This window comes from Pseudomonas arvensis, assembly GCF_056688935.1.
Genome location: NZ_CP162038.1, coordinates 2475585 through 2499993 on the forward strand (window position 1 = coordinate 2475585; position 24409 = coordinate 2499993).

Annotated in this window: 2 protein-coding genes; both read left to right on the forward strand. The window is 66.0% G+C overall.

All coding sequences use genetic code 11. The features are described from left to right. The first annotated feature begins 34 nt into the window (after positions 1-34). Positions 35-12928 (forward strand): non-ribosomal peptide synthetase, encoded by a 12894-nt coding sequence (locus AB3G88_RS11295; protein ID WP_480454052.1) that lies wholly within the window; start codon positions 35-37, stop codon positions 12926-12928. After that, on the forward strand, positions 12925-24267 hold the full coding sequence (locus tag AB3G88_RS11300) for a non-ribosomal peptide synthetase (RefSeq protein WP_480454053.1): 11343 nt from the start codon (positions 12925-12927) through the stop codon (positions 24265-24267). The genes AB3G88_RS11295 and AB3G88_RS11300 overlap by 4 nt, the downstream gene beginning before the upstream one ends. Positions 24268-24409: the final 142 nt, after the last annotated feature.

Consider the following 24409-nt stretch of genomic DNA (forward strand, 5'->3'; position numbering starts at 1 on the left):
TCCTTCACCGTGACTTACCAGGCAGGTTACCCCCATGCAGTTCAGCGAATTATTGGCAGCGATTTCCACCCATGCGATCCGTCTGCAACTGGAGGAGGGCGACCTGATCATCCTCGGTGACGACGAGGCATTGGATGATCGGCTGTGGGATCAGTTGATCGCCCACAAGCCCCGACTGCTGGCACTGGTGGCGGAGCATGGCGGTGACTGGCTCAGCCCGGCCTACCGCATCACGCCTGAGATGTTGCCGTTGGTGAGCCTCGACCAGGCGGCCATCGACCGTATCGTCGCGGCCATCCCCGGTGGTGCGGCGAATGTGCAGGACATCTACCCGTTGGCGCCGTTGCAGGAGGGCATGCTGTATCACCACCTCTCGGCCGGGCAGGGCGATCCTTACGTGCTGCATGCGCAGTTTGCGTTCGACAGCCGTGTGCGCCTGCATGCCTTTGCCGAGGCGCTGCAATGGGTGATCGACCGTCACGATATTCTGCGCACGTCCATGGTCTGGGAGCGCTTGGACGAGCCACTGCAAGTGGTGTGGCGCAAGGCAAGCCTGGCCTGTGAGGAAGCGCACTTTGACGGTGGCGACGTACTTGCACAGCTGCAACAACGCTACGACGCCCGCAGCTATCGCATGGACCTCGGCCAGGCGCCGCTGTTGCGCCTGGTGTTTGCCGACGATCGCGCCAACCAGCGTGTCGTGGCCATGCTGTTGTTCCACCACACCATCCTCGACCACACCGCCCTGGATGTGGTGCGTCATGAGATCCAGCTGTACCTGGCCGGCCAGCAAGCCCAGGCCGCTGAGCCGGTGGCGTTTCGCAGCTATATCGCCCAGGTGCGCCATGGCGTCAGCGAGCAGGTTCATGAAGGGTTTTTCCGCGAGATGCTCGCGGATATCGATGAGCCGACCCTGCCATTTGGCTTGCAGGATGTGCAGGGCGATGGCCAGGGGATCGACGAGGCGCGCCTGCCGGTCGACGCTGAGCTGAGCCGCCGCCTGCGCAGCCTGGCGCGGCCATTGGGGGTGAGCGTGGCAAGCATGATGCACCTGGCGCTGGCTCGGGTATTGGGCGTGGTCTCGGGCCGTGAGGCGGTGGTGTTCGGCACGGTGATGCTCGGCCGCATGGGCGCGGGCGAGGGCGGTGAGCGGGCGCTCGGGATGTTCATCAACACCTTGCCGTTGCGCGTGGACGTGGGCGAGCAGGGCGTGCGCGCCGGGGTCAAGGCCACCCACGCGCGGCTCACCACGTTGCTCAACCATGAGCATGCCTCCCTGGCGCTGGCCCAGCGGTGCAGCGGGGTTGCCGCGCCGACGCCGCTGTTCAGCGCAATGCTCAACTATCGCCACAGTGCCGCCACGGATATGGCCGAGGTGATCGAGGTCGCCGAAGGCATCCAGGTGCTGGGCGCCGAGGAGCGCACCAACTACCCGCTGACGGTGAATGTGGATGACCTGGGCGAAGGCTTCGCGCTGACGGTGATGGTCGACGCCTCCATCGGCGCAGCGCGCGTGGCGAACTACCTGCACACGGCGCTCCACAGCCTGGCCGACGCCCTTGAGCAGCGACCGGAGATGCCGCTGAGCGGCCTGAATATCCTGCCTGAGACCGAGCGTCATCACCTGCTGCACAGCCTCAACCACACCCCGCATACCTACGCCGACACCGCGCTGATCCACCAGCAAGTCGAAGCCCACGCCGCCGTCCACCCCGAAGCCATCGCCCTGCGCTATGAGCAACAACGCCTCACCTATCGCCAACTCAACGAACGCGCCAACCAGGTCGCCCATCGCCTGCTGGCCCAGGGCGTGCGCCCCGATGACCGCGTGGCGATCTGCGTGGAGCGCGGCCCGGAGATGATCATCGGCCTGCTGGGCATCCTCAAGGCCGGCGCGGGGTATGTGCCGATCGACCCGGCGTATCCGCTGGAGCGCATCGCCTACACCCTGCACGACAGCCAACCGCTGGCGGTACTGGTGCAAGCCAACACCCGTCACTTGGTGGGCGAACTGGCGCAGGTCGACCTCAATGGCCTGCGCGGCGAGTCCCTGGTCAATCCGCGTGTCGTGGTCAGCCCGCAGCACCTGGCCTATGTGATCTACACCTCCGGCTCTACCGGCCAGCCCAAGGGTGTGATGATCGAGCATCGCCAGGTGGCGCGACTGTTCAGCGCCACCGAGCAGTGGTTCGGCTTCAATCACACGGATGTGTGGGCACTGTTTCATTCCTTTGCGTTCGACTTCTCGGTGTGGGAAATCTGGGGGGCATTGATGCACGGCGGTCAGTTGCTGATCGTGCCGCAACTGGTCAGCCGCTCGCCGGACGAGTGCTACACGTTGCTGTGCGAAGCCGGTGTGAGCATCCTCAACCAGACGCCCAGCGCCTTCCGCCAGTTGATTGCGGCCCAGGGCAACAGCCCCCAGGCCCACTCGCTGCGCCAGGTGATTTTCGGCGGCGAAGCCCTGGAACCGGGCATGCTCAAACCGTGGTACGCCCGTGCGATCAATGCCGGTACGCAACTGGTGAACATGTATGGCATCACCGAAACCACCGTGCATGTGACTTATCGCCCGTTGGAAGCGGCGGATGCGCAGTTGGTGGGCGTGAGCCCGATTGGCGTGCGCATTCCCGACCTGCAACTGTATGTGCTGGACGCGCACCGCGAGCCGCTGCCATTGGGTGTGGTCGGCGAGTTGTACGTCGGCGGCGCCGGGGTGGCGCGAGGGTATCTGAACCGCGCCGAACTGACTGCCGAGCGCTTCCTGACCGACCCAACCACCGGCCAGCGCCTGTACAAGACCGGCGACCTCGGCCGCCTGTTGGCCGATGGCAGTGTGGACTACCTGGGACGCAACGACGACCAGGTAAAAATCCGTGGGTTTCGTATCGAACTCGGCGAAATCCAGGCGCGCCTCGCCACCGCTCAAGGTGTGCGCGACGCGGTGGTCATCGCCCGTGAAGACGCGCCGGGTGACCAGCGCCTGGTGGCCTATGTGATCGCCGAGGGCGACATCAGCGTCGCGGTGCTGCGCGATCACTTGCGCCTTAGCCTGGCCGACCACATGGTGCCCAGCGCCTTCGTAGTGCTGGACGCCTTCCCGCTGACCGCCAACGGCAAACTCGACCGCAAGGCCTTGCCCGCGCCGGATGCCGACGCGCTGGCCCGGCGTGGCTACGAGGCGCCACACGGCCCCGTCGAAACAACCATCGCGACGATCTGGCAAGACCTGCTCAAACTCGACCGCATTGGCCGCGACGACAACTTCTTCGAACTGGGCGGCCATTCCCTGTTGGCGGTCAAGCTGATCGAGCGCATGCGCCAGGCCGACCTCAGCGCCGATGTGCGCGTGTTGTTCGGCCAACCCACCCTGGCCGCGCTCGCCGCCGCAGTGGGCGGGCAGCGGGAAGTGCAGGTGCCGGTCAACCGGATCCACGCAGACAGCGCCGTCATCACGCCGGACATGCTGGCGCTGATTGAGCTCGATCAGGCCGCCATCGACCATATCCTGCAACAGGTGCCCGGCGGCATTGGCAATGTGCAGGACATCTACGGCCTCGCGCCGTTGCAGGCAGGCATCCTGTATCACCACCTGGCAACCGTCGAGGGCGATCCCTATGTGTTGCAAGTGCAGTTGGGCTTTGATGATCAAGCAGCGGTGGACGCCTTTATCCAGGCGCTGCACAGCGTGATCGAGCGCAATGACATCCTGCGCACCGCGATCCTCTGGGAAGGCCTGGACGAACCGGTGCAAGTCGTACTGCGCGAGGCGCCGCTGGTGGTCGAGCGCATCGACCTGCCCATGGCCGACCTGCAACACCGCTTCGACCCACGCCACTACCGCCTCGACTTGTCCCGTGCCTCGCTGATGCGCCTGGCTTACGCCGAAGCGCCGGGCGGCTTCGTCGGCATCTTGTTGCTGCACCATATCCTGCTCGACCACACCGCCCTGCACGTGCTGGTGCAGGAGATGAGCGCCAGCCTGTCCGGGCGCGGCGCGCAGTTGCCCGACGCGGTGCAGTACCGCAACTACGTGGCCCAGGCGCGCCTTGGCGTGAGCCAGGCGCAGCATGAAGCGTTCTTCAGCGAGATGCTGGGCGATATCGACGAGCCGACCCTGGCCTTCGGGTTGCAGGACGTGCATGGCGACGGCAGCGGCATTGTCGAGGCGCACCTGCCGCTGGAACCGGCCCTGAGCCAGGGCCTGCGCGAACAGGCGCGGCAACTGGGCGTGAGCACCGCAAGCCTGGTGCACCTGGCCTGGGCCCAGGTGCTGGGGCAAGTCTCCGGTCAACAGGACGTGGTGTTCGGCACCGTGCTGCTGGGCCGCATGCAGGGCGGCGAGGGCGCCGACCGCGCCCTCGGCATGTTTATCAATACCTTGCCGCTGCGGGTCAGCGTTGGCGCGGTCGGCGTACAGGCCGCCGTACGCGCCACCCATGCGCGCCTGGCGCAGTTGCTTGGGCATGAACACGCATCGCTGTCCCTGGCCCAGCGTTGCAGCGGGGTACCGGGTTCGTTGCCGTTGTTCAGTACGCTGCTCAACTATCGCCACAGCGCGCCGGATGAAGCGCCGGGCGACAGCCCGTTTGCGGCGTCCGGCATCCGGATCCTGAGTTCCGAAGAGCGCAGCAATTACCCGCTGGTGCTCAATGTCGATGACCTGGGCTCAGGCTTCGCGCTGACCGTGCAAGGTGTGGCGTCGCTGGACGTGCTGCGCGTCGGCGACTACATGCTCACCGCCTTGCGCCACCTCGTGACTGCGCTGCAACAGGCACCGACCACGCCGGTGCACGGCGTGTCGATTGTGCCGCCTGCCGAGCGCAACCAATTGCTGGTGGATTTCAACGCGACTGCCCGCGATTACCCATCGCACCTGACCGTGCACCAGTTATTCGAGGCCCAGGCCCTGGCGCGTCCCGAAGCCGTGGCGGCCGTGCACGGCCAACTGTCCTTGAGCTACCGCGACCTCAACCGCCGCGCCAACCGCCTGGCCCATCACCTGATCAACCAGGGCGTGCAGCCGGGGGAAAGCGTGGCGATTGCGTTGCCGCGCAGCCTCGACCTGCTGATCTGCCAACTGGCGATTCTCAAATGCGGCGCCGTGTATGTGCCGCTGGACATCAATGCGCCGGTGGAGCGTCAGGCGTTTATCGTGCAGGACAGTGGCGCGCAGCGGGTGCTCAACAGCCTGGCCGACCTGAACCTGGACGCGCTGTCCCCGCGCAACCCTGACGTGGAGCTTTCGTCGCAAAGCGTGGCGTACATCCTCTACACCTCCGGCTCCACGGGCGCGCCCAAGGGCGTGCAAGTGCCGCACCGTGCGATCTCGCGCCTGGTGCTCAACAACGGCTATGCCGAGTTCAACCCGCAGGACCGCGTGGCCTTCGCCTCCAACCCGGCGTTCGACGCCAGCACCCTCGACGTGTGGGCGCCGTTGCTCAATGGCGGCTGTGTGGTGGTGGTCGAGCATGCTGTGCTTTTGTCCCAGGCCGCGTTTGCCGCACTGTTGCAGGAGCAATCCGTCAGCGTGTTGTGGATGACCGCCGGGCTGTTCCACCAGTACGCCGATGCGCTGCTGCCGGTGTTCGCGCAGTTGCGTTACCTGATTGTCGGCGGCGATGTGCTCGACCCGCAGGTGATCGGCCGTGTGCTCAAGCATGGCAAGCCCCAGCACCTGCTCAATGGTTACGGACCAACCGAAGCCACGACCTTCTCCACCACCCATGAAATCACCCAGGTGGGCGAGGGCGGTATCCCGATTGGCCGGCCAATCGCGAATGCCCAGGTCTATGTGTTGGATGTGCGCCAGCAACTGTTGCCATTGGGCGCAGTCGGCGAGCTGTATATCGGTGGCGCGGGCGTGGCCACGGGGTATTTGAACCAGCCGCAACTGACCGCCGAAAAATTTATCCCGAACCCGTTTGGCGAAGGCGTGCTGTACCGCACGGGCGACCTGGCGTGCTGGCAGGCCGACGGCACTTTGCTCTACCAGGGACGCAATGACCTGCAAGTGAAAATTCGCGGGTTCCGCATCGAGCCGGGTGAAATCGAAGCCTGCCTGGCCGCCTTCGCCGGCGTGAACGACGCCGTGGTGCTGGTGCGCGAAGACGAACCCGGCGACAAGCGCCTGGTGGCGTACTACACCGCCGCCGCGCCGCTGCCGATCGACGCGCTGCGTGCCCATCTGCAAGGCCAGTTGCCCGATTACATGGTGCCGTCGGCCTATGTCTGGCTGGCGCTGCTGCCGCTCACCGCCAACGGCAAGCTGGACCGCAAAGGCCTGCCGGTGCCGGATGCAGGCGCGCTGCTCAGCCGCGGTTATGAAGCGCCGGAAGGTGAAGTGGAACGCCAGTTGGCGCAGATCTGGCAGGACCTGCTCAAGCTCGACCGCGTGGGCCGGCATGACCATTTCTTTGAGTTGGGCGGGCATTCGTTGCTGGCGGTCAGTTTGATCGAACGCATGCGCCAGGCGGGCTTGAGCGCGGATGTGCGGGTGCTGTTCAACCAGCCAAGCCTGGCGGCGTTGGCGGCGGCGGTGGGCAGTGGCCGGGAGGTTGTGGTGCCGGCCAATGGCATTCCATCGGGCTGCACGCGGATTGTGCCGCCGATGCTGACGCTGGTGGACCTTGACCAAAGCGCCATCGACCGCATCGTCGCCAACGTCCCCGGCGGCGCGGCGAATGTGCAGGACATCTACCCGCTGGCGCCGTTGCAGGAGGGCATTCTGTACCACCACATCAGTGCCGAGCAGGGTGACCCGTACCTGCTGCAATCGCGCATGGCCTTCGACAGCCTGGAGCGGTTGCACGGTTTTATGGGCGCGCTGCAACAGGTCGCCGCCCGTCATGACATCCTGCGCACCGGTGTGGTCTGGGAAGGCCTGGACAGCCCGGTGCAGGTGGTCTGGCGCGAGGCGCAACTGGTGGTGCAGGCGGTGACCCTTGATCCGGCCGACGGTGACCTCATCGGGCAACTGCACGCCCGGTTCGATGCGCGCCATTACCGCCTGGACATCACCCAGGCGCCGCTGCTGCGCATGGTCTACGCCCAGGACCCCGTGAATGGGCAGGTGGCGGCGATCCTGCTGTTCCACCATTTGGCACTGGACCACACCGCCATGGACGTGGTCGGCCGGGAGATGGGCGCATTTCTGTTCGGCCAGGCTCATGACTTGCCGGCGGCCGCGCCATTTCGCAACTACGTGGCCCAGGCGCGCCTGGGGGTGAGCGTCGACGAGCACGAGCGGTTCTTCCGCGGGATGCTGGCCGATATCGATGAGCCCACCTTGCCCTTCGGCGTACAGGACGTGCAGGGCGACGGCCGCGAGATCGAAGAGGCCGAGCAGGCCCTGGACACGCTGCTCGCCCAGCGCGTACGTGAACAGGCACGGCGCCTGGGCGTGAGCGCGGCGAGCCTGATGCACCTAGCCTGGGCCCAGGTGCTGGGGCTGGTCAGCGGGCGTGACGAGGTGGTGTTCGGCACCGTACTGATGGGCCGTATGCAGGCCGGTGACGGCGCGGACCGGGCCTTGGGCATGTTCATCAATACCTTGCCGCTGCGGGTGGATACCGCCGTCAGCGCGGTCGCCGCCGTCAAGGCCACCCATGCACGCCTGAGCGCCTTGCTCGGCCATGAACACGCGTCCCTGGCCCTGGCCCAGCGTTGCAGTGGCGTGGCGGCCTCGACGCCACTGTTCAGCGCGCTGCTCAACTATCGCCACAGCAGCCCCGAAACCCTGGCCCGTGACGGCCACGGCATTTGGGAAGGCGTGCAGCTGCTGGGCGGTGAAGAACGCAGCAACTACCCGCTGACCCTGAGCGTGGATGACCTGGGCGATGGTTTCGGCCTGACGGTGCTGGCCCTGCCTCGCATCGGCGCCCAGCGCTTGTGTGCGTACATGGCAAATGCCATCGAACGGTTGGTCGATAGCCTGGAACACAGCGTGCACACCGCGCTCAATCAGCTCGACATTCTCCCGGCCGGCGAACGTGAAACCCTGCTGCGCGAGTTCAACGCCACCGTCGCGGATTTCCCCAGCGGTCACACGCTTCACGGCGCTTTCGAGATCCGCGCCGACCGCCAGCCCCACGCCATTGCGCTGGTGCAGGACGGCGAATCACTGACTTATCAGCAACTCAACCAACGCGCCAACCAATTGGCCCATCAACTGATTGCACAGGGTGTGCAGCCAGACGACCGCGTCGCCCTGTGCTGCCGCCGTGGCCCGCAGATGCTGGTGGGGATGCTGGGGATTCTCAAGGCCGGCGCCGGCTACGTGCCGATTGACCCGGCGTATCCCGCCGAGCGCATTGCCTACTTGTTGCAAGACAGCGCGCCAGTGGCGGTGCTGGCCGAAGCGAGCACCCGCGACCTGCTGGGCGCCGTCACCAGCATCGATGTGCACGCCACCTGGCGCCACCCCGTCAGCAATCCACAACTCGCCGCCCTGACCCCGGCCCACCTGGCCTACGTGATCTACACCTCCGGCTCCACCGGCCAGCCCAAGGGCGTGATGGTGGAACACCGCAGCGTGGAAAACCTGGTGCATTGGCATTGCGAAGCCTTTGGCCTGAGCGCCGTCAGCCACACCAGCAGCGTCGCCGGTTTCGGTTTTGATGCCATGGCCTGGGAGGTCTGGCCGGCGCTGTGCGTGGGCGCCACCCTGCACCTGCCGCCTGTCGATGTGGGCAACGACAACATTGACGCATTGCTCGCCTGGTGGCTGGCGCAGCCCCTGGACGTGAGCTTCCTGCCCACGCCGGTGGCCGAATACGCATTCAGTCAGGAGTTGCAGCACCCCACCTTGCGCATGCTGCTGATCGGCGGCGACCGCCTGCGCCAGTTCAGCCAGGAGCGGCGCTTTGCGGTGATCAACAACTACGGCCCCACCGAAGCCACGGTGGTCGCCAGCTCGGGCCGCGTGCGTGTCGGGCAGGCGCTGCATATCGGCCGGCCTGTCGCCAATGCCAGCGTCTACGTGCTGGACGCGCAGTTGCGCCCAGTGCCGGTGGGCGTGGCCGGTGAGCTGTATGTGGGCGGCAGCGGCGTGGCGCGGGGTTACCTCAAGCGCCCGGACTTGACTGCCGAACGCTTCCTGCAAGACCCGTTCAATGCAGGGCGCATGTACCGCACTGGCGACCGGGTGCGCTGGTTGCCCGAGGGCAATATCGAGTACCTGGGGCGTAACGATGACCAGGTGAAAATCCGTGGCGTGCGCGTCGAACTGGGCGAAATCGAAAGCCGGCTGGCGGCGTTGCACGGCGTCGGCGAAGCGGTGGTATTGGTGCGCGAGGGCCGCCTGATCGCGTGGTTCACCGAACAACAGCCCTTGCTGATCGAAAGCCTGCGCGAGCAGTTGCAGGCGCACTTGCCGGAGGCCTTGGTGCCGGTGGCCTACGTGAAGCTCGACGCATTGCCTCTGACCGCCAACGGCAAGCTCGACCGCCGGGCCTTGCCGGCACCGGATCAGGCCGCGCTGCTGACCCGTGACTACGAAGCGCCACAGGGTGAAGTGGAAACCACCCTGGCCGGCATCTGGGCCGAGGTGTTGCAGGTGGAGCAGGTGGGGCGTCACGACCATTTCTTCGAACTGGGCGGCCATTCGTTGCTGGCGGTCAGCCTGATCGAACGCATGCGCCAGGTCGGCCTCAGTGCCGATGTGCGCGTGCTGTTCAGCCAGCCGACCCTGGCCGCCCTGGCGGCAGCGGTGGGCAGTGGCCGTGAAGTGCAGGTGCCCGTCAACCGCATCCCGGTCGACTGCCAGCGCCTGACCCCGGACCTGTTGTCACTGGTGCAACTCGACCAATCCACCCTGGATCAAGTGGTTGCTCAAGTGCCCGGCGGTGCGGCCAATGTGCAGGACATCTACCCGTTGGCGCCGTTGCAGGAAGGCATTCTCTACCACTACCTCACCGCCGAGCAGGGCGACCCGTATTTGCTGCAATCGCACCTGGCGTTCGACAGCATCGAGCGCCTGCGCGCCTTTGCCCAGGCGCTGCAACAGGTGATCGATCGCCACGATATCCTGCGCACCGGCGTGGTGTGGCAAGGGTTGGTGCAACCACTGCAAGTGGTGTGGCGCAAGGCCCGGTTGCCCCTCGAACAGTTGCACCTTGAAGGCGATGTACTCGCCGGCCTGCATCAACGTTTTGATGCGCGGCGCTACCGCCTGGACATCAGTCAGGCGCCGTTGATTCGCCTGGCCTATGCCGAAGATCCGGCCAACCAGCGCGTGGTCGTGGTGCTGCTCTATCACCATATCGCCCTCGACCACACCGCCTTCGACGTGGTGCTGCGGGAAATGCAGGGTTACCTGCTGGGTCATCCGGCGCCGACGGCTGCGCCGATGCCGTACCGCAACTACGTGGCCCAGGCGCGCTTGGGTATCAGCGAGCAGGAGCACGAGGTGTTCTTCCGCGAAATGCTCGGTGATGTCGACGAACCGACCCTGCCATTCGGTCTGCAAGACGTACGCGGCGACGGCACCGCGATCCAGGAGCACCGCCTGCACCTGGACAGTGACCTCAACCGCCGCCTGCGTGCCCAGGCCCGCTTGCTTGGCGTGAGCACCGCGAGCCTGTTCCACCTGGCCTGGGGCCAAGTGCTGGCGGCCACCTCCGGGCGCCACAGCGTGGTGTTCGGCACCGTGCTGGTGGGCCGTCTGCAAGGCGGCGAAGGTGCCGACCGGGCGCTGGGTGTATTCATCAATACCTTGCCGCTGCGCCTGGATATCGACGCTCAGGGCGCCCGCTCGGCGGTGCGCGCCACCCATGCCCGACTCACCGCGTTGCTCGGCCATGAACACGCCTCCCTGGCGCTGGCCCAGCGTTGCAGCGGTGTGGCCGCACCGGCGCCATTGTTCAGCGCGATGCTCAATTATCGCCATCGCGGCGCCGCCACCCGTTCCCAGGAGGCGCAACACGCCTGGGAAGGCATGCAGACCCTGGTCAACGACGGGCGCACCAACTACCCGCTGACCCTGAACGTGGACGACCTGGGCGATGGCTACGATGTGACCGCGTTGGCCCAGGTCGATGCGCAACGCGTCTGCGGGTACATGCATGTGGCCCTGGCCGGCTTGGTCGAGGCCCTGGAACAGGCACCGAACCAGGCGCTCAATCGCCTGCCCATCCTCAGCGCCGAGGAGCGTCAGCAATTGCTGGTGGCGTTCAACGCCACCGAGGTGAACTACAACCTCGACCAGACCCTGCACGGGATGTTCGAAGCCCAAGTCCAGCGCACGCCCCACGCCATCGCGGTGAAGGCGGGCGAGCAGCACCTTACCTACCAGCACCTCAACGAGCGGGCCAACCGCCTGGCCCATCATCTGCGCGGGCTGGGTGTGCAACCCGATGCGCGGGTGGGGATTTGCCTGGAACGTGGCCTGGACATGGTCATCGGCCTGTTCGCCATCCTCAAGGCCGGCGGCGGTTATGTGCCGCTGGACCCGGCGTACCCGCTGGAGCGGATCGCCTACATGCTGCAAGACAGCGCCCCCGTGGTGGTGCTGGCCCAGGACGCCACCGTGGCCTTGCTGGGCGACGTGCCGCTGCTCAATCTGGACCAGGTCACCTGGCAGCATCAGCCGCCGAGCGACCCCGAGGTCGCGGGCCTGACCGCCCGGCACCAGGCCTACGTGATTTACACCTCCGGCTCCACCGGCCAGCCCAAAGGCGTGATCAACGAGCACGCCGGGGTGGTCAACCGGCTGTTGTGGATGCAGGACGCCTATGGCCTCACGGCCGAGGATGCGGTGTTGCAGAAAACCCCGTTCAGCTTCGACGTGTCGGTGTGGGAATTCTTCTGGCCGCTGTTCACCGGCGCACGCCTGGTAATGGCGCGCCCCGGCGGGCATAAAGACCCGGCCTACCTGTGCGAGGTCATCGAAGCGGAACAGATCACCACGCTGCACTTTGTACCGTCGATGCTGGATGTGTTCCTGGCCCATGGCGACGTGAGCCAGGCGGCGGGGCTGCTGCGGGTGATGTGCAGCGGTGAAGCACTGCCGGGCAGTCTGGTGCGCCGCTTCAAGACGCAGTTGCCGGGGATCGGCCTGTACAACCTGTACGGCCCCACCGAAGCGGCGGTGGACGTGACGGCCTGGAATTGCGCACGCCCCGATGTGCCGGACAACACGCCCATCGGCAAGCCCATCGCCAATACGCGCATGTACGTGCTGGACGCGCAGTTGCAGCCGGTGCCGCTGGGCGTGGTCGGCGAATTGTTTATCGGCGGCGTGCAAGTGGCGCGGGGTTACCTCAACCGTCCTGAACTGACCGCCGAGCGTTTCCTTGAGGACCCGTTCCGCGCCGCACGGATGTACCGCACCGGCGACCTTGGCCGCTACCTGCCCGACGGCAACATTGAATACCTGGGCCGCAATGACGACCAGGTCAAGATCCGTGGCCTGCGTATCGAGTTGGGAGAGATCCAGGCGCGGCTGCTTGAGCATCCCCAGGTCAGCGAAGCGGCGGTGGTCGCCCGTGAAGATCGCCTTGTCGCCTACTACACCGGTACGCACACCGATATCGAACACCTGCGCGCCCACCTGCTGCACCACCTGCCGGATTTCATGGTGCCGGCGCTGTTTGTGCACCTCGACGCGCTGCCCCTGAGCCCCAACGGCAAACTCGACCGCAAGGCCTTGCCGGCGCCCGGCCTGCAAGCCCTGAACCTGCGTGAATACGAGGCACCGCAAGGCTATACCGAAATCCTGCTGGCGCGCTTGTGGGCCGAGTTGCTCAACGTCGAGCGGGTCGGGCGCCAGGACAATTTCTTTGAACTGGGCGGGCACTCGCTGCTTGCCGTGAGCTTGATTGGGCGCTTGCGCCAGGAAGGTATGGAAGCCGACGTCCGGGGGCTGTTCGAACAGCCGACCCTGGCCGGCTACGCCGCAATGACCGAACGAATGGAGATCGTCCTGTGAGCCTCTTTGAGCTGCTGGCAACCCTGAAAACCAAGGACATCCAACTGGCGCTCAAGGGCGAGCAGTTGTCGGTGCAAGGCAACAAGCAGGCCTTGAGCGACCCTGTAATCCTGGCCGCCTTGCGCGAGCACAAACCGGGGCTGATCGAGTTGATCAAGGCCGGCGAGTATTGCGCGACCAAGGCCGGTGAAGTCGAGGTGCCGGCCAATGGCATCCCGCCTGGCGCCGAGCGCATCACACCGGCCATGCTGACCCTTTCAAGCCTGAGCCAGGACGAGATTGATCGCGTCGTCGCCACGGTCGACGGCGGCGTGGCGAATATCCAGGACATCTACCCGCTGGCGCCGTTGCAGGAAGGCATCCTGTTCCACCATGTCAGCGCCGAGCAGGGCGACCCGTACGTGATGCAGTCGCAGTTCGCGTTCGACAGCCTGGCGCGTTTCGACGCATTTGCCCAAGCACTGCAAACGGTGATGGACCGCCATGACATCCTGCGCACCGGCGTGGTCTGGGATGGCCTGCAGGAGCCGTCGCAAGTGGTGTGGCGCACTGCGCGCCTGCCGGTGCAGGCCCTGCAACTCGATCCGGCGGATGGCGAGATCGCCGCCCAACTGCACGCCCTGTTCGATGCCCGCCACTATCGCCTCGACGTGACCCAGGCGCCGCTGCTGCGCCTGGTGCGTGCCGACGACCCGGCCAATGGGCGCATCGTCGCCACGTTGTTGTTCCACCACATGGCCCTGGACCACAGCGCCCTGGAAGTGGTATGCCATGAAATGCAGGCGTGCCTGCTGGGGCAGGGCGCGGCGTTGGGTCAGGCGGTGCCGTTTCGCAACTACGTGGCCCAGGCGCGGTTGGGCATCAGTGAACAGGAGCACGAAAGTTTCTTTCGCCAGATGCTCGGCGATATCAGCGAGCCGACCTTGCCGTTTGGCTTGCAGGATGTGCAGGGCGATGCGCGCGGCATCAGCGAACTCAGCCTGCCGTTGGCGGCGCCGTTGAGCTTGCGCTTGCGCACCCAGGCGCGGCAGTTGGGGGTGAGCGCGGCGAGCCTGTTTCACCTGGGCTGGGCGCAGGTGCTGGGGGTCTTGGCGGGCAAGCAACAGGTGGTGTTCGGCACGGTGTTGATGGGCCGCATGCAAGGCAGCCATGCCACGGATCGCGCCTTGGGCATCTTTATCAACACCTTGCCGTTTCGCGTGGACGTCGATAGCCAGGACGTGCGCGCCGGGGTCAAGGCCACCCATGCCCGACTCACCACGTTGCTGCGCCACGAGCACGCGCCGTTGGCCCTGGCCCAGCGCTGCAGTGGCGTGATTGCGCCGACCCCGTTGTTCAGTGCGCTGCTCAACTATCGCCACAGCGCGCCTGCCGCCAGCGCCGAAGCCGTCTCGGCGTGGCAGGGCATCGCCGCCCTCAGTGCCGAAGAGCGCACCAACTACCCGCTGACCCTGAGCATCGATGACCTCGGCGACGGCTTTGGCCTGAGCCTGCTGGCCAGCACCCAGGTGGACCCGCAGCGGGTCTGCGCCTACCTGCACACCGCCCTGGAAAACCTGGTGACGGCCCTGGAGCAGGCGCCCGACACTGCGCTCAATCACGTGCCGGTGGTGCCCGCCGTCGAGCAGCGGTTGCTGCTGGAACAGTTCAACGCCACCCAGGCCGATTTCCCCCAGGGCAGCACCGTGCACGGGCGCATCGAAGCCCAGGCCGCGCTTACGCCGCATGCCATTGCGGCGGTGCAACTGGGGCACTCACTGACCTACGCCGAACTCAACGGGCAAGCCAACCTGCTGGCCCATCACCTGCTGGCGCTGGGCGTCAAACCTGACGACCGCGTGGCTATCGTCGCCCGTCGTGGCCTGGACACCCTGGCCGGGTTGCTGGCGATCCTTAAAGCCGGCGCCTGTTACGTGCCGGTGGACCCATCCCACCCGGCCGAGCGCCTGGCCTACCTGCTCAGCGACAGCGCCCCGGTGGCGGTGCTGACCCAGCACGCCTTGCTCGAACGCCTGCCCGAGCTGGACGTGCCGGTGATCAACCTGGACCGCTACACTTGGCACCACCACGCGGCGAGCAATCCCAGCGTCGCCGTAACCCCGGCGAACCTCGCCTATGTGATCTACACCTCCGGCTCCACCGGCCTGCCCAAGGGCGTGATGGTGGAGCACCACACCGTGACCAACCTGGTGGACTGGCATTGCCGCGCCTTCGACCTGTGCGCCGGGCGCCACACCGCCAGCGTCGCCGGGTTCGGCTTTGATGCCATGGCCTGGGAAGTGTGGCCGGCGTTGTGTGTCGGCGCGACCCTGCACCTGCCACCGGCCCATGACGGCCCCGAAGACATCGACGCACTGCTGGCCTGGTGGTGCGCGCAGCCGCTGGATGTGTGTTTCCTGCCCACGCCCGTGGCCGAGTACGCCTTCAGCCAGCACATCGAGCACCCGACCCTGCGCACCTTGCTGATCGGCGGCGACCGCCTGCGGCAGTTCGGGCGGGCGCAGCGTTTTGAACTGATCAACAACTATGGCCCCACCGAGGCTACGGTGGTCGCCACCTCCGGCAAGGTCGAGGCCGGGCAGCCGTTGCATATCGGCAAGCCCATCGCCAATGCCACGGTATACCTGCTGGACGAGCAACAACGCCCGGTGCCGCTGGGCGTTGCGGGTGAGGTGTATGTCGGCGGCAAGGGCGTGGCGCGGGGTTACCTGAACCGTGCGGAACTGACGGCCGAGCGTTTCCTGCAAGACCCGTTCAACGCCGGTCGCATGTACCGCACCGGCGACCTGGCGCGCTGGTTGCCCGATGGCAATCTCGACTACCTGGGCCGCAATGACGATCAGGTAAAAATCCGTGGCGTGCGCATCGAACTGGGGGAAATCGAAACCCAGCTCAACCACCTGCCAAGCGTTCAGGAGGCTGTGGTGCTGGTGCGCGAAGAGCGCCTGGTGGCGTATTACACCGAAAATCCGCAACTCGACGCGCTGGCGGTGGGCGATATCCGCGCCCATCTGGTGGCACACCTGCCGGACTACATGGTGCCGGTGGCCTTCATGAAGCTCGACACGTTGCCCTTGACCGCCAACGGCAAACTCGACCGCAAGGCCTTGCCGGCGCCGGATATGGCCGCGCTGTTTACCCGCGAATACGCCGCGCCCGAGGGCGAGATCGAAAACAGCCTGGCGCAGATCTGGGCCGATGTGTTGCAGGTGGAGCGCGTCGGCCGTCACGATCACTTCTTTGAGCTGGGTGGGCACTCGCTGCTCGCCATGCGCATGGTGTCCCAAGTGCGTCAGCGCCTGGGTGTGGAACTGTTGCTCGGCGACCTGTTTGCCAACGCCGAACTGGCCGCCGTCGCCGAGGTGCTGGCCCAGGCCGGTCGCAGCACCTTGCCGGCGATCCTGCCGGCCAACCGCGATGAGCCGGTGCCGCTGTCGTTTGCCCAGCAGCGCCTGTGGTTTCTGGCATTGATGGAAGGCGCCAACACCGCCTACAACATTCCCATCGGCTTGCGCTTGCGTGGGCAGTTGCATGTGCAGGCCTTGCAACGGGCGCTGGCGCGGATCGTGGCGCGGCATGAAACCCTGCGCAGCCGCTTCGCCCAGCACGGCGACGACGCCCAGGTGCTGATCGTCGCGGCCGACGACGTGCTGCCGCTGCAGGTGCAGGACTTGCGCCGCCACCCGCAACCGCAACAGGCGCTGGATGCGTTGATCCACGGCGAAGCCTCGGCGCCGTTCGACCTGGAGCGCGGCCCGCTGCTGCGCGGGCGCCTGGTGGTGATGGGGCACGAACACCATGTGCTGTTGCTGACCCTGCACCACATCGTCTCCGACGGCTGGTCCATGGGCGTGCTCACCCGCGAGCTGATGGCGCTGTACCAGGCCTTCAGCCAGGGCCAGCCCGACCCGTTGCCGCCATTGCCGATCCAGTACGGCGACTTCGCCGTGTGGCAACGCTTGTGGCTCAGCGGCGACGTCCTGCAGCGCCAGAGCAGCTATTGGCAACAGGCCCTGGCCGGGGCGCCGGCGTTGCTCAGCCTGCCCACCGACCGCCCGCGCCCGGCGCAGCAGGACTACGCCGGCAGCAGCGTGGACATCCGCCTCGACGAGCGCCTTACCGCCGGGCTCAAGGCCTTGAGCCAGCGCCATGGCAGCACGCTGTACATGACCGTGATGAGCGCCTGGGCCTCCTTGCTCGCACGGCTTTCGGGGCAGGCGGATGTGGTGATCGGCTCGCCGGTGGCCAACCGTACGCGCAGTGAAGTCGAAGGCCTGATCGGCCTGTTCGTCAACACCCTGGCCGTGCGCATCGACACCTCGGGTGGGCTGAGTACCGAAGCGCTGCTGGCGCGGGTCAAGGCGCTGACCCTGGCGGCCCAGGCCCATCAGGACCTGCCCTTCGAGCAAGTGGTGGAACTCACCCGACCGGTGCGCAGCCTGGCCCACAGCCCGTTGTTCCAGACGCTGCTGGCCTGGCAGGACAGCAGCGCGCCGACCCTGGCCCTGGGCGACCTGGCTCTGGAGGGCATCGTCGAGAACAGCCACTTTGCCAAGTTCGACCTGTCGCTGAACCTGGGCGAAGTACAGGGCACGATTCTCGGCGCGCTGGAATACGCCGTGGCGCTGTTTGATGAAGCGACGGTGCAGCGTTACGTCGGCTACTTCACCCGCGTGTTGCAGGCCATGGTCGATAACGACCAGGCGGTGCTGGAGCACGCGCCGCTGCTGGACGAGCGCGAGCGCCAGCACCTGCTGTTCGACTTCAATGCGACACAGCTGGATTACAACCTCGACCAGACCTTGCACGGAATCTTCGAGGCTCAGGTGGCACGCACGCCCGACGCGATTGCGCTTAAAGCCGGGGAACAGCAACTCACGTATGCCGAACTGAATACACGGGCCAACCAACTGGCCCATCACCTGCTGGAACGGGGCGTACAGCCCGATTCGCGGGTGGCGATCTGCGTGGAACGTGGCCTGGACATGGTCATCGGCCTGTACGCGATCCTCAAGGCCGGCGCCGCCTATGTGCCGCTGGACCCGGCATACCCGCTGGAGCGCATCGCCTACATGCTGGAGGACAGCGCGCCCGCCGTGGTGCTGATCCAGGACGCTACCCGTGCGCTGGTGGGCGCGGTGCCGGTGGTTGATCTGGACCAGCCGAGCTGGCACCGGCAATCCGTGGAGAACCCCGGTTTAGCCGGCGTGAGTGCCTACGTGATCTACACCTCCGGCTCCACCGGCCAGCCCAAGGGCGTGATCAATGACCATGGCGGCGTGGTCAATCGCCTGCTGTGGATGCAGGACGAATATGGGCTCACGGCCCAGGACCGGGTCTTGCAGAAAACCCCGTTCAGCTTCGACGTGTCGGTCTGGGAATTCTTCTGGCCGTTGTTCACCGGCGCTTGCCTGGTGATGGCGCGTCCCGGCGGGCATAAAGACCCGGCGTACCTGTGCGAGGTGATCGAGGCCGAACACATCACCACGTTGCACTTTGTGCCGTCGATGCTCGAAGTGTTCCTGGCCCATGGCGATGTCAGCCAGGCCGCCGGGCTGGTGCGCGTAATGTGCAGCGGCGAAGCCTTGCCGGGCAGCCTGGTGCGGCGTTTCAAGCAGCAGTTGCCAGGCAGCGGGCTGCATAACCTGTATGGCCCGACCGAAGCTGCTGTCGACGTGACGGCGTGGAACTGCGCAGGCCCGGTGACGCCGGACAACACCCCCATCGGCAAGCCCATCGCCAACACCCGCATGTACCTGCTGGACGGGCAATTGCAGCCGGTGCCGCTGGGCGTGGTCGGCGAGCTGTTTATCGGCGGCGTGCAAGTGGCGCGGGGTTACCTGAACCGCCCGGAACTGACCGCCGAACGCTTCCTCCAGGATCCCTTTACCCATGGGCGGATGTACCGCACCGGCGACGTCGGACGCTACCTGCCCGATGGGAATATTGAATACCTGGGCCGCAACGACGACCAGGTGAAAATCCGTGGCTTGCGCATCGAACTGGGCGAGATCCAGGCGCGCCTGACCGAGTGCCCGGCGGTCAACGAGGCCGCCGTGATCGCCCGTGAAGACCGCCTGGTGGCGTACTACACCGGCGCCTTTACCGACATCGATGTGCTGCGCAGTCAACTGCTGCATCACCTGCCTGAGTTCATGGTGCCGGCGGTCTTCGTCCACCTCGACGCGTTGCCCTTGAGCCCCAACGGCAAGCTCGACCGCAAGGCGCTGCCCGCGCCGGGCCTGGAGTCGATGGTGGTGCGCGAATACGAAGCGCCCGAGGGCGACACGGAAATCGCCCTGGCCAGCCTGTGGGTCGAGTTGCTCAAGGTGGAGCGTGTGGGGCGTCACGACAACTTCTTTGAACTGGGCGGGCATTCGTTGCTGGCGGTGAGCCTGATGGGGCGCATGCGCGGCCTGGGTTTGTCGGCGGACGTGAAAGTGCTGTTCGGTCAGCCCACCCTGTCGGCCTTGGCGGCGGCGTTGGGCGGTGGCCGCGAAGTGGTGGTGCCGGCCAATGGCATCGTCGACGGCTGCACCTCGATCACCCCAGCGATGTTGCCGCTGATCGCGCTGGAGCAGGCCGCCATCGACCGCCTCGTCGCGTGTATCCCCGGTGGCGCGGCGAATGTGCAGGACATCTACCCGCTGGCGCCGTTGCAGGCCGGCATGCTTTATCACCATCGCGCCGTGCAGGCCGGCGATGCCTATGTGCTGCAGGCGCAGTTTGCCTTTGACAGCCGCCAGCGCCTGGATGCGTTTGCCCTGGCGTTGCAGGCGGTGATCGAGCGCCATGACATCCTGCGCTCGTCGTTCCACTGGGACGGCCTGGAAGAACCGGTGCAGGTGGTCTGGCGCAAGGCGTCGCTGCGGGTTGAAAGCGGTCCGTTGCCCCCGCGCCTGGACCTGTCCGAGGCGCCATTGATGCGCCTGGTGTGCAGCGAAGAAACCCCGCGTGTGGTCGCCACCTTGCTGTTCCATCACCTGGTCATGGACCACATCGCCCTGGAGATCCTGCAACACGAGCTGCAGGCGTTCCTGCTGGGCACGCAACACACCTTGGGCACGCCTGTGCCGTATCGCAACTATGTGGCACAGACGGTGGCACAGACGGTGACGCAGACGCGCGTGGACGATCACGAAGAGTTTTTCCGCGACATGCTTGGTCAGATCGACGAGCCCACGGAGGTGGCCAACCTGGGCATCGATGAACAGGTACGCCTGGCGATTGCTCCTCAATTAAGCCAGCGCCTGCGCACTCAGGCGCGCCAGTGCGGCGTCAGCGCCGCCAGCCTGATGCACCTGGGGTGGGCCCAGGTGCTGGGCAAGGTGTCGGGCCGTGAGCAGGTGGTGTTCGGCACCGTGATGCTCGGCCGCATGCAAGGCGGCGAAGGCGCCGAGCGGGCCATGGGTGTGTTCATCAACACCTTGCCGTTGCGGGTCGACCTCGGCGAGCACTCGGTACGCAGCGCCGCTCGCGCCACCCATGCGCGGCTGAGCCAACTGCTCAGCCATGAACACGCACCGCTGACAGTGGCCCAGCGTTGCAGTGGGGTGCCGGTGACCACGCCGCTGTTCAGCGTGCTGTTCAACTATCGGCACAGCGCGCGGCAGGTCGGTGGAGTGGCTGAGGCGTGGCAGGGCATTGAGTTGCTCAAGGCCGAGGAACACAGCAACTACGGCCTGTCGATGAGCGTGGATGACCTGGGCGATGGCTTCACCTTCAAAGCCTCGGGGCAGGGCGCCCGGCGGCTGTGTGATTACCTGAGTGTGGCCCTGGAGCAGTTGGTGCAGGCGCTGGAACAGGGCAGCGATACCGCCATCAGCCGCTTGCCGATCCTGCCCGTCGCCGAACAGCACCAACTGCGGCTGGCGTTCAACGCCAGCACCCGCGACTTCCCCCGTGAGCACACGGTGCAGCGCCTGTTCCAAGCCCAGGCCCAGGCACGTCCCGACGCAGTGGCCGTGGTGCAGGGCGAGCAGCGCGTGAGCTACGGCGAGCTGAATGCCAGCGCCAACCGCCTGGCCCATCACCTGGCGGGCCTGGGCGTAAAACCGGGCGACAACGTGGCGATCCTGCTGCCGCGTTCTGTCGCGCTGCTGGTCGGTCAACTGGCCGTGTTGAAGTGCGCGGCCGCCTATGTGCCGCTGGACATCAACGCACCCGCCGAACGCCAGGCGTTCATGGTGCAGGACAGCGATGCGCGCTGGTTGTTGACCCGCAGTGATGCGCTGATCGACTACGCGGCGCAGCGCCTTGACCTGGACACCCTGGTCCTCGATCCACAGCCGAGCCATAACCCGGACCTGTCGCAAGCCTCGGACAGCGTGGCGTACATCATGTACACCTCCGGCTCCACCGGCATTCCCAAGGGCGTGCGGGTGCCCCATCGCGGCATCACGCGGTTGGTGCTCAACAACGGCTACGCGGACTTCAACTCCAGCGACCGCGTGGCCTTCGCCTCCAACCCGGCGTTCGACGCCAGCACCATGGATGTCTGGGGGCCGTTGCTCAACGGTGGGCAGGTGCAGGTCATCGATCACGCCACCTTGCTTGACCCTGCGGCATTCGGCGCGGCGCTGCGTGGCGCGACGGTGCTGTTTGTCACCACGGCGTTGTTCAACCAGTACGTGCAGCTGATTCCCGACGCATTGGCCGGTTTGCGCATCCTGCTGTGCGGCGGCGAGCGTGCCGATCCTGCGGCGTTTCGCAGCCTGTTGGCCCAGGCGCCGGCGTTGCGCCTGGTGCATTGCTATGGCCCGACGGAAACCACCACCTACGCCACCACCTATGAAGTGCGCGCGATTGCCGACGACGCCGACAGCGTGCCGGTGGGGCGACCGATCTCTAACACCCAGGTGCATGTGCTGGATGCGTACTTGCAGCCGGTGCCCCAGGGCGTGACCGGTGAAATCTGCATCGGAGGTGACGGCGTGGCCCTGGGTTATTTGAATCGACCGGAGCTCACCGCTGAAAAGTTTGTGCAGGATCCCTTCAATCCGCAGGCCTTGATGTACCGCACCGGCGACCTCGGCCGCTGGACCGTGGATGGCCTGCTCGAATGCATCGGACGCAATGACGATCAGGTGAAAATCCGGGGTTTCCGCATCGAGTTGGGCGAGATCGAAGCGCGCCTGATGACTTGCGTGGGCATTCAGGACGCGGTGGTGTTGGCCCGTGAAGACGCGCCGGGGGATAAGCGTCTGGTGGCGTATTTCACCTGGGCGGCGCAGCCCGTTGGTATCGACGGCATCCGCGCCCATCTGCAAGGGCAACTGCCGGACTACATGCTGCCTTCGGCCTATGTGCCGCTGGACCAGCTGCCGTTGACTGCCAATGGCAAGGTTGACCGCAAAGCCCTGCCGGTGCCGGCCCTGGACGCGCAGGTCAGTCGCGAGTTCGAAGCACCGATCGATGCTCTGGAACAGACCCTGGCGCAGTTATGGGCCGAGGTGCTGAAGCTGGAACAGGTTGGCCGGCATGACAGTTTCTTTGAGCTGGGCGGGCATTCGCTGTTGGCGATTCGCCTGGTCAACCTGATGGAAACCGCAGGGTTGGCGGTGAGCCTGGCCGAGTTGTTCCAACACGCCAGCGTCGCCTCGGTGGCCGTCATGCTGCGCCAGCGCACCGACGAGCCGGTACGCGACGCTTCGGTGATCACGGTGCGCAGCAGCGGCAAGCAAGCGCCATTGTTCCTGGTGCATGAATTCAGCGGCATGGACGTGTACTTCCCGGCGCTGGGCCAGCATCTGCCGGGTGACTACCCGATCTATGGCCTGCCGGGGCTGGCGCTCGGCGAGTCGCACCTCAACACCCTGGAAGGCCTGGCGGCACGCATGGTCGGCCTGATTCGCGGCCTGCAACCCCATGGGCCGTATCGCATCGCGGGGTGGTCATTTGGCGGGGTGCTGGCCTATGAAGTGGCGATGCAATTGCTGGGGCTGGATGAACCGGTGGCGTTCCTCGGCCTGATCGACAGCTACGTGCCGCGCCTGACCGACCAGGGCAAGGCGCGCTGGAGCGGGCCGGATGCGCTCAAGCGGCATTTGCTGTTGCAGTGCCGCGCCTATTGGAACGCACAGGGAGGTGTGGATGAGCTGGCGAGGATTGAACAGCTGGACGCGCAGATTGGACAGCTGGACTTTGCAGGTCTGCTGCAACGCTGTCGCGATCAAGGTTTGCTATACGCGCAAATGGCGGCGGCTGCGGATGCGGACCTCTTGAGCTTTATCGAGCGCGAAGTCGGCCACGGGCATGCGCTGGCGCATTACAGCCTGTTCCCGTTGCCGATACCGGTGCATCTGTTCAGCGCTGTGGAGCGGCCGACCGAGTTGTCGCGGCGCAGTGTATCGCTCGGTTGGGAGGACGCCCTGGCGCCTGGGCAATTGCGCCAGGTGGACGTGCCGGGTGATCACCAGAGCATGATGCAGGCGCCGCACATCCGTGCATTGGGCGCGGCGATGACAGAGGCCTTGGCGGGGTGTTCAGCGGTGCTGGAAACCGCGCATCAACCGTTGCTGCGGATCCAGGGCGGACGGGCCGGCTATGCGCCGGTGTTCTGCGTGCCGGGGGCAGGGGACAGCGTCACCGGGTTTGTCGGCCTTGGCGAAGCGCTAGGGCGAGACTGGCCGTTGTTCGGCTTGCAGCCGCGCGGGCTGGACGGCGAGGCGGTGCCCCATAGCCAGGTGGAAGCGGCGGCGCGTTGTTATCTGCTCGCGCTGGAGCATGAGTGTCCGCATGGGCCGGTGCATCTGGTGGGGCATTCGTTTGGCGGTTGGGTCGCCCTGGAGATGGCGCTGCGGTTGCAGGCGGCGGGGCGGGAAGTGGCGTCGTTGACGGTGATCGACAGCGAGGCGCCGGGGGGTGCGGGTCGGGCTTATACGACGACGGCGGCGTTGTTGCGGTTGATCGAAGCGATGCAGCTGGCGGCGGGTAAACCCCTCGGAATTGACCGTGAGGACTTCGCGGCTGGCGATGAAGTGGCGCAGCGCCAGAGCCTGCATGCCGGGATGGTGGGGGTGGGGTTGTTGCCGGCCCGTGCCAGTGTTGACGCGATGGCGGGGCCGGCGCGCACTTACGCGGTCGCATTGCGCACAGTGTATCGCCCGGCACAGCGCTATCGCGGGGTGGTGCGGTTGGTGTTGGCCGAGGATCCGGCGTTGGATGCAGTGGGGAACCAGCGCGAGCAGGGGGGGATGGTGGAGGGCTGGAAGCGCCAGGGCAGTGGCTTGGAGGTTTGGTATGGCGGGGGGAATCATTTCACTTTGCTCAAGGCTCCGAATATTCAGGGGTTGGCTGTGTGGTGGTTGGAAGGCGTTGCGGCGGAGGTGGTGTCGTGACGGGAAGGCTTGTTGGGGCGAGGGAGCTTGCTCCCGATGAGGGGGTGTCAGTTGATGCAACTTTGACTGAGCCACCGTTATCGGGGGCAAGCCCCCTCCCACATTTTGATCTCCATACATCAGGTGGGCCTCAGGTTGGCTC